Origin of the sequence: Parafilimonas sp. (assembly GCF_047606085.1) — a bacterium.
Lineage (GTDB): Bacteria > Bacteroidota > Bacteroidia > Chitinophagales > Chitinophagaceae > Parafilimonas.
The window spans coordinates 1-8,405 of record NZ_JASGEX010000054.1; the positions used below are offsets into that span (position 1 = coordinate 1).

Annotated in this window: 6 protein-coding genes; 2 read left to right on the top strand and 4 right to left on the bottom strand. The window is 41.0% G+C overall.

Annotation, left to right across the window (positions count from 1 at the left end):
* Positions 1-275 precede the first annotated feature (275 nt).
* On the top strand, positions 276-1,565 hold the full coding sequence (locus QM629_RS04545) for a bifunctional folylpolyglutamate synthase/dihydrofolate synthase (RefSeq protein WP_415157639.1): 1,290 nt from the start codon (positions 276-278) through the stop codon (positions 1,563-1,565).
* Positions 1,566-1,673: 108 nt separating this feature from the next.
* On the opposite strand, the gene QM629_RS04550 is transcribed toward QM629_RS04545, so the two are convergent.
* The 4 genes from QM629_RS04550 to QM629_RS04565 form a co-directional block, all read right to left on the bottom strand.
* Entirely contained in the window at positions 1,674-3,305 is a 1,632-nt protein-coding gene (locus QM629_RS04550; protein ID WP_415157641.1) for a L,D-transpeptidase family protein, read from the bottom strand.
* A gap of 56 nt (positions 3,306-3,361) precedes the next feature.
* Positions 3,362-4,285 carry a PfkB family carbohydrate kinase gene (locus tag QM629_RS04555; RefSeq protein WP_415157643.1) on the bottom strand — a complete coding sequence of 308 codons (924 nt, stop codon included), beginning with the start codon at positions 4,283-4,285 and terminating at the stop codon, positions 3,362-3,364.
* Between the two features lie 123 nt (positions 4,286-4,408).
* The gene (locus QM629_RS04560; protein WP_415157645.1) at positions 4,409-5,269 is read right to left on the bottom strand and encodes a class I SAM-dependent methyltransferase; all 861 of its coding nucleotides are present in this window, start codon (positions 5,267-5,269) and stop codon (positions 4,409-4,411) included.
* Positions 5,270-5,741: 472 nt separating this feature from the next.
* Positions 5,742-6,926 (bottom strand): aspartate aminotransferase family protein, encoded by a 1,185-nt coding sequence (locus tag QM629_RS04565; RefSeq protein ID WP_415157647.1) that lies wholly within the window; start codon positions 6,924-6,926, stop codon positions 5,742-5,744.
* A gap of 572 nt (positions 6,927-7,498) precedes the next feature.
* Between QM629_RS04565 and QM629_RS04570 the strand changes: the two genes are divergently transcribed.
* Positions 7,499-8,405: ATP-binding protein (locus tag QM629_RS04570; protein WP_415157649.1), on the top strand; the 907-nt coding region annotated here is incomplete at its 3' end.

Below are 8,405 nucleotides of genomic sequence, written 5' to 3' on the forward strand. Positions count from 1 at the left end.
AGCCTCGAAAAAATATTGTAAAAACGGGTTTCAACCCGTTTGAAACCACCAAAATGTTGTTGAGAGCCATCGGCTCGTTACATTATGCATCCCCGAATAGTCGGGGCAGGCTGTGCCGCTGGCACTCACCTCTATCGAAATTCATCTATAACCGTGCTAAAGCACGGCTTTACAAAATGAATCGAGCCGATGGCTTCATAAGAATTTTAATGCGTTTGCCCTGCCATCGTATTCATGTTAAGATTAATCTCATATCTTTCATTTTACTTTGCAGTATGACGTACGCTGATACGCTTGCATATTTATACGAGCGGTTGCCCATGTTCAGCCGCATTGGCGCTGATGCTTATAAGAAAGACCTTACCAACACAAAACATCTGTGCGCTGCATTAAACAATCCGCAAAAAAAGTTTAAAAGCATTCATATAGCCGGCACCAATGGCAAAGGTTCCGTAAGCCATATACTCGCCGCGGTTTTACAAACGGCAGGTTATAAAACAGGCTTATATACATCGCCGCATTTAAAAGATTTCAGGGAGCGGATAAGAATAAACGGAACGATGTGCACCGAACAGTTTATTATTGATTTCACTGAAAAAATAAAGCCGCAGATAGAACTGCTGGAGCCTTCTTTTTTTGAGATAACCGTGGCCATGGCCTTCGAATATTTTGCACAGCAGGAGGTAGATGTGGCTGTTATTGAAACCGGCCTTGGCGGCAGGCTGGACAGTACGAATATTATTTTGCCCGAGCTTTCCATCATCACGAATATTGGTTACGACCATACAAACATTTTAGGCGATACGCTTGAAAAGATCGCTTATGAAAAAGCGGGCATCATCAAGCGGAATATTCCTGTAATAATAGGAGAGGTGTTGCACGAAACAAAGCCGGTTTTTCAATCTTCCGCCAAAGAAAAAAATGCACCCCTGATCTTTGCGCAGGAAAATTTTTATGTGCAGGATTTCAGTTATGAGAACAATCATTTGAAAACGGAAGTGGTTGATGTGAGAAAGGGCGGGCACTATACTTACCTGCTCGATTTACCAGGCGTTTATCAAACCAAAAATATAATAACCGTTTGTGAAGTCATACACCAGTTGCAGCTAAAAGGATGGCATATAAAATCAGGACAGGTGGAAAAGGCTTTAAAGAAAGTAAAACATCTTACGGGCCTGCATGGCCGGTGGGAAAAAGTAAAGGAAAACCCTTCCGTAATTGTTGATGTGGCGCATAACACGGCTGGCATAAAACAACTGCTGGAGCAGTTGAAACTGGAAACTTATACCCGCCTGCATTTGGTTATTGGTTTTGTAAAAGATAAAGATGTTGAAAGCATGCTGTCTTTACTGCCGGTTTCTGCTGCATATTATTTTACGAAAGCACAATTGCCAAGGGCGCTGAATGAAAAAGCGCTTGCTGATCTTGCTGCCCTGTATGGCCTGAAAGGAAAAGATTTTCCTGATGTACATGCCGCTGTTGCCGCGGCGCTTACATACGCGGATAAAGAAGACCTGGTTTTAGTTTGCGGCAGTGTATTCCTTGTTGGCGAAGTAAATATATAAGCTGTTTTTCAGGAGAGTGCTTTACAAACATTCCTTAACTAAACGACATTGACGATTCACGAAAAATACGCACAACCGGCCACACACTATAGCGCTGATTAAAATCTTTTATTTCACCGCCATTAAATTACCGTTTGTTATAAACAGTTTGGCAGCCATGGCTGAATCGTGTTTATAAATATCATTGCGAAAATTAAGCTTGCCGGTACTATCCACAAAGGCTGTATAATAACTTATCACCACCGGGACTGTTTTTTTAAGCGTTATCCATTTTTCTTTATCCAGGTTCATAAGGCTGTCAACCGTTTGGCTGTTATAGGTTGTATCGTAGCGTAACAGGTACATGGCAAGTTTTTTAGGATCGCTTAAACGGATGCAGCCATGGCTGATGTTCCGGTTAGATGCATTAAATGCTCCATGATTATTTGTATCATGAAAATAAATATCAAAGTTATTGGGGAATAAAAATTTTACCCTGCCCAAAGCATTGTCAGCGCCCGGCAATTGCCTTATGGCGGGAACGTCTTTTGCCTGCATGCCAAACTGCTCCATGTGATGCGCCGCCAGGTAATTGGGATTGCGTGCAATGCCCGGCAGTATTTCTTTTTTTACAATGCTGGCCGGCACATTCCAGTAGGGGCTGAAAACGATGTACCTTAAATTACCTGTGAATATAACCGTACCGGTTGCCGATGAGCCTACCACCACATTCATCGGAAATTGCAGCCTGCCGCTGTCATACACATACATTTTGTATTCGGGAATATTCACAACAATTGAGTTGGTACTGTCGTTTACAGGTGGCATCCAGCGCAGGCGTTCCAGGTTTATCAGTATCTGTTCTATTCTTTTGGCTGGCGTTACATTAAGCTGCGCAATAAAAGATTTCCCGATTACGCCATCGGGGCTTGCACCCATGCGCAGCTGGAATTTTTTTACACCTGTTAAAAGCGATGAATCAAAAACATCTGTTGTATCCTTTTCAGCCAGATCACCCAAAGCAAATAAACGCTGTTTGATTGTTATTAATTCGGGAGATTTTTCGCCTTTGTGAAAAGCTTTACCAGGGTAAGGCAGTGAATCCCATGCAGTGGTTTGCGCTATTTTACGGTAAACAGCAAGATAATCCAGCAGTTTTTTGTAAGCATTGCTTAAAGGGATTTCACTGTTCCTGATATCTGATTTATTCGCAATAAGCGAATCGAGCATAGCGGTAAGATTGAGCTTTTTACGCGGAATAAACCAACCCAGTTCCCGGATATTTATATCGCTGCCGCCATAAATTTTAGAAGCATACATAAAGAACTGGCCGGTAAGCATTAATTCTGTGGCTACAATATCAGGAGCGGTTCTTATGGCTTTATGTGAGGTATCGGTTTTAAATTCATCCACTTCACCGGACAGCTTTTTATTGTATAAGCTGCTGTCATTATACGTATCAACAGCGCTTGCCAGCAGGTTCATAAAATTATAAGCCTGTTCGCCCATGCCGCTGCTGTCAAACCATGCGCACTGATAGTTGCGCAGCTTATAAAAATCGCTGTATTGCTTTCCGAATTTTGCATATTCGGGATGTTTGGATAAAAAACCGTTTATGGTATTGCTGTCAATAAATAAATTATTGAAAGACGTTTTTTGATTGATACTTTGATCAGCTTCAATAGCCTTTTGCCTGTGTTTTGATTTACAGGAATACATGGCAGCACTGATGATAAAAACCGCCCACAAGAATTTTTTCATATTTGAAATTATGGGAAATTTATTTTCAATTATCGCACCAAAGCAGTTCTGTTCTGTTATACCAAAGTAATATCGAAGTTAACAAGCTGTACAAATTCCTGCAAACGGCCGGCAATATCTTCCATTGAAATTTCTTTCAGGCGTTGCGGGCCAAATTTCTCCACGCAAAAGCTTGCCATGGCCGAGCCAACAATAATAGCTGTTTTCATGTTTTCAAAAGAAACATCCTTTGATTTTGCAAGATGGCCAATAAAGCCGCCCGCAAAACTGTCGCCGGCGCCGGTGGGGTCAAATACTTCATCCAACGGTATGGCCGGAGCAAAAAACACTTTGTCTTCATGAAACAATAAAGCGCCGTGTTCCCCTTTTTTCACAATAAGGAATTTTGGCCCCATTGTTAAAATTTTCCGCGCGGCTTTTACCAGTGAATATTCGTTGGTTATTTGCCTGGCTTCGCTGTCGTTAACCAGCAAAACATCCACCATAGTAAGTGTTTGTTTAAGATCGTTCCATGTGGTTTCAATCCAGAAATTCATGGTATCCATCACAATTAATTTCGGGCGTTTTTTAAACTGGCTGATTACTTTTTGCTGAACGGCGGGCGCCAGGTTGCCAAGCATCAGGAAATCGCAGTTTTGGTAGCTGTCCGGTACATTGGGGTTAAAATCGGCTAAAACATTCAGATCGGTAATCAAAGTGTCGCGGCTGTTCATATCGAGGTGATATTTGCCACTCCAGAAAAAAGATTTTTTATCAGGCACCAGCTCAACGCCTTCTGTTCTTACGCCCCTGTCCTGCAGGGTTTGCAGTTCATCCTGTGGAAAATCGTTACCAATAATTGAAATTTGTTGAATGGGCTGCTCGAAAAAAGATGCGGCATAAGCCACATAAGTTGCCGAGCCGCCAATAACCTTATCTATTTTGTCAAAAGGGGTTTCAATAGCGTCAAAAGCCATTGTCCCAACTACGGTGATGCTCATTATTTTTTTGGTTTGCCGCAAACCTAAAGCAATGGAGGAAAATAAAAAATGATTCGTGTAAAATAAAATATACGGGAACTGAATTTAAAATATTTATGATGATATAATCCCAACTGAATAATCTCAATTCATTTTCCTTAAATAAAAACACGCCTGGTCACCATCCCTGAGCGCGTTAAGCTCAATAGATTTTTTATTGAAATCATTAATCTCATCGCTGGTAAATAATTCAGTTTTATCTGTTAAAGCTATATCGCGCAAATATTTTTCGCTGCCTGCAAATTGTAAATAATATGAATCGTAAATAATATCTTCTATTTCAAAACCCGATTGCCTGCTTAGTATTTCGATGCTTTTAGGAGTGTGCAAAAAAATGTGGCGTGGCGCATCCAGCTGTACCCAGTTAGTTCCGTACCTGCGCCAGGCAAAGCAATCAGCTACCGGAATTCTTATAATTAACAGTCCTTCTGCAGCAAGTAAATTATGTATGCTTTGCAATACTTTTAAAGGCTCTGCCAAATGTTCAAATGCATGATGCAGCATAATAATATCATAGTTGCCGCTTAACTCTTCTAATTGTTTTTTATAAATGTTTATCCCGCATTCGTAGGTAATTGGCCTCGCTATAAACGGGTCTGCCCCGGTTAAATTGCGAAAGCCATCGTTATACATTCTTAATAGCAGCTCGCCGGAACCGCACCCAATGTCTAAAATTTTTGATGTGCTTTTAAATGTTTTTGCTTTAATCCATGGGTAATAGCCATTAAACTTTGTTTTCATTAAACGGCCTATCAAATTTTCTCCTTCAAGATAATTATCAAGCAATTTTGCTTTGAGGTTTCTTTTGAAGGTTTTAAAAAAAGATTTTTGGATTGTTTTATTTTCAGGGTTACCATTATAGCTATAATAATTATCCGGGTAATATTTGCTAAAGCTTTCAGGAATTTGCATTAACTGAATACACTTACAATTAGAACATTCCATATAAGGGAATTTTTCCCGTAAGCCGAACATCATTTCCCTTACTTCGAAAAGCAGATTATCTGATGTGTTATGGCAAATTTTACAGGTAGTGCTGACGATCATTAGCGAAAAGTAAAAAGTGAATGAAATAATTTATAACCGAGACAGGAACCAGCCTTCTGTGTGGGTAATTGAAGAGGTTATTGTTTAAGTAATGCGGGTTACTTATTTACAAGAATCGGACTGGATGGGTTGGGCGTATAAAATTGTTGACCGTTCGTTTTACTTAAGCAGGCAATCAAAAAAATGAGAAGTGTAAAGGTTTTGTTTTTCATAATAAAATATTTAAAGATTTAAAAATGGCTTAGCGTATCATTTTATAATTCTAAAGTACAGATTTTTTTAAAATGTTGCAAACACAGAATATTTCTGAGGATAACCAGCTTAAGATGCCTGGCCAACAGAAGTTTTAATTCTGGCTTGCTGGCAGCGCTTAACGCCGGGTATAATTTTTAATCACTTCCAAAATAATCTTACACGCTTTTTCAATTTCATCTTCTTCCATTATCAGTGGCGGGGCAATGCGCAGCCTGTCGGGCGCAAAAACAAACCAGTCGGTTATTAAGCCATGCTCAACACATTTGTGAATAATGTTTTGAGCCGTTTCCATACTTTCAAATTGTAAGGAGGCCCATAGCCCAAAATGATTTATTTTTTTTATGGATGGATGCTGCAACTGCTCTGTTAAAAAAGCTTCTTTCTTTTTTACATTGTTTATATAATTACCGGCTAATAATACCTCAAATGCCGCTTTGCCTGCAGCGCAGCTTACAGGATGCCCGCCGAAAGTGGTAATATGACCGAGCACGGGGTTAAAGCTTAAGGTTTGCATTAGTTGTTTATTGGCTATAAAAGCGCCCAGCGGCATGCCACCACCCAATGCTTTGCCCAGCAGTAAAATATCAGGCACAATATCAAATTGTTCAAAAGCCCATAATGTGCCTGTTCTTCCAAAGCCTGCCTGTATTTCATCGAGCACCAGTAAAACGCCCTGCTCGGTGCATTTTTTTCTGAGTTGCTGCATCCAGGTTTTTGATGGCACGGTAATGCCGCTTTCAGCCTGCACTGTTTCGAGAATTACACAGGCTGTTGTTTCGTTTATACAATCAAACACTTCATCGCTGTTATAATCAACATGCACAATGCCGGGCAATAAAGGGCGAAAGGCATTGCGGTAATATTCATCGCCCATAACACTTAATGCGCCCTGCGTGCTGCCATGATAACTTTTATTGAACGCAACAATATGGGTGCGGCTGTTAGCGCGTTTGGCCAGTTTCAAAGCGCCCTCGGTGGCTTCGGCGCCGCTGTTGGTAAAATAGATGCAGTTAAGCGTTGAAGGCAGATGTTCTGTGAGCAATTTGGCATACGCCGTTTGCGGCGTTTCTATGAATTCACCGTAAACAATCAGGTGCATATACTCATCCACCTGCTTTTTTACAGCTTCAATTACTTTCGGGTTGGAGTGGCCAATGTTGGCCACATTAAAACCCGATATAAGGTCAATGTACTGTTTGCCCTTTTTATCATATTGGTAAATGCCTTCGGCTTTTACAATCTCGAGGCCGATTGGCGCCGGCGATGTTTGGGCAATATGTTTAAAAAATATGTCGCGCAAAATGTTGATTTGTTTAAAAGCAAAACTAAAACATTGGGCTAAAGCTCAGCGGTTTACAAGTTCACGGGTTCATGAGTGCACAGGTTCACAAGTTTGCGGTTTTTTGTTTTCGCACAGCGTAAACGGAATGCACAGAGAAGATACCTGTTGGCCCCGTGTGCCCTGTGCGCATATTTTATGATATGGAACAGGAAACTATAACTGAAAACCACAATCCCCGCAATGCTGCGGTATGCCATGGTGTTTTTATGCTGAATAAAGGTATGCAGTACAAGGTGAGTGACTCCCGAAAAATCGGGACAAGCCAACCGTGATGCCACAACGATATTTGCCGGTAACAAAAACAATTAACCCTGATATTAAACCAACCCTAAAACCTGTGAGCGCATGAGTTGTAAACTATTAAACTTATGCTTCAAAAATGTGGATAAATTGCCGGGTTTTCAACAATTAAAAACAATTCGCTAAAACCTGCAATTAATGCCGGTTTTACTTCGCTAAACCCTTTATTTTTCATTAAATTTGCAAACTTTATTTTTTTACGATAACGATTATTTTTTTTTCTCTTTTTTATGAATGAAAATCAGCAGGATCCCACCCCGCAGCCAGGTTATGGCGCAGAAAGCATACAGGTTTTGGAAGGTTTGGAAGCGGTGCGCAAAAGGCCCGCGATGTACATTGGCGATGTAGGCGTGAAAGGCCTGCACCACCTGGTATATGAAGTGGTGGATAACTCCATTGACGAAGCCCTGGCCGGCTATTGCAAAAATATTTTTGTAACCATACATGAGGATAACAGTATAAGCGTGCAGGACGATGGGCGCGGTATTCCCACAGGCATTATGGCCAAGGAAAAACGCAGCGCCCTCGAAGTGGTTATGACCGTTTTGCATGCCGGTGGTAAATTCAACAAAGACACTTATAAGGTTTCGGGCGGGTTGCACGGTGTGGGCGTAAGCTGCGTGAATGCTTTAAGCACCAAACTGCATGTTACAGTTGAAAGGGACAGTAAAATTTTTGAACAGGAATATCATACCGGTATCCCACAGTATGCAGTAAGAGAAATTGGCGAATCGGATAAAACAGGTACGCGGATTCATTTCTGGCCCGATGGAACGATATTTCAAACAACAGTTTATAACAGGGATATTCTGGAAGGCCGTTTGCGGGAATTAAGCTATTTGAATAAGCGCATCAATATTACTTTAAATGATTTGCGTGAAAAGGATGAAAACGGTAACACCTACTCAAAAGTTTTTTACAGCGAAGGCGGTATTGTGGAGTTTGTGGAAATGCTCGACCGCAATGGCAAGCGCAATTCGCTTTTGCCAAAAACATTATATGTGGAAGGCTTTGATGAGGCCAGCAATGTAGCGGTTGATGTGGCGCTTACCTATAACGACGATTTTAAAGAACATATATTTTCTTACGTAAATAATATTAATACCATTGAGGGCGGAACGCATGTTTCCGGTTTCC